The sequence below is a fragment of the Pseudarthrobacter sp. R1 genome (assembly GCF_024494415.1).
Taxonomy (GTDB): Bacteria; Actinomycetota; Actinomycetes; order Actinomycetales; family Micrococcaceae; genus Arthrobacter.
The window spans coordinates 1-1,084 of record NZ_JAMKFI010000044.1 but is presented as its reverse complement, the minus strand read 5'-3'; the positions used below and the strand labels follow the sequence as shown (position 1 = coordinate 1,084).

At 66.1% G+C, this 1,084-nt stretch carries 1 protein-coding gene; it reads left to right on the top strand.

What is annotated here, in order from left to right:
* Window positions 1-1,084 (top strand): IS1380 family transposase (locus tag M8J71_RS22915; RefSeq protein ID WP_256250170.1); only part of this gene is annotated, 1,084 nt, incomplete at both ends.

The following is a 1,084-nucleotide window of genomic DNA, read 5'->3' as shown; positions in this document are numbered from 1 at the left end:
CCCACGGATAAGGGTGCAAACGCCGGGCTGAAGGTCGCGTCCCTGGTGGCTGGGATGGTCGCAGGCGCGGACTCGATCGATGACATGGCCCTGCTGCGCCACGGCGGAATGAAGCGGGTCTTCAACGCCTGCTACGCGCCCTCGACGCTGGGTTCGTTCCTGCGGTCCTTCACGTTCGGGCATGTGCGCCAGCTGGACGCGGTCGCCTCCCGTTTCCTGGCCAACCTGGGGGCCCGGGCCCCGCTTCTGGGTAATCCCGGGAAGGAGGACTTCGTGTTCGTTGATGTCGATGACACGATCATCGAGGTCCACGGCTACGCGAAGCAGGGCTCGAGCTACGGCTACTCCGGGGTCCGGGGCATGAACGCCCTGCTGGCCACGGTCTCCACCAAGGAAACCGCCCCGATAATCGCCGCCCAACGGCTGCGCAAGGGCGCGGCGAACTCGGCGCGGGGAGCGAAGCGTTTGATTACCGATGCTCTGTCCATGCTCAAGCGTCTGCAGAGCGGCAGGGCGGTGCTGTGCCGGTTTGATTCGGCGTTCTACGGCCATGCCGCGGTTTCCGCGGCACTGTCCGGCGGGGCAGCCGTGTCGGTGACCGTGCGGATGGACCCGGCCGTCAAGGCCGCCATCGCCCGGATCCCGGAGACCGCGTGGAAAACCATCGAATACACCGACGCGGTCTTCGACGAGACCACCAACACCTGGGTCTCGAAGGCCGAGGTCGCCGAGACCGTGTTCACCGCGTTCAGCTCCCGCAAGAAAGCCGAGCAGATCACCGGCCGCCTGGTCGTGCGCCGGATCCCGGAACTGAACCGGAAGGCCAGCGATGGACAACCCACCCTGTTTGAGACCCACCGGCACCACGCGTTCTTCACCACCATGGACGCCGAACTCCTGGGCACCGTCGCAGCCGACAAAATCCACCGGAAACACGCCATCATCGAGCAGGTCAATGCCGATCTGAAGGACAGCGCACTGGCCCATCTGCCTTCAGGTGCTTTCGCGGCGAACTCAGCATGGCTGGTCGCCGCGGTCATGGCCTACAACCTCACCCGCACCGCCGGGATCCTCGCCGCCGGAC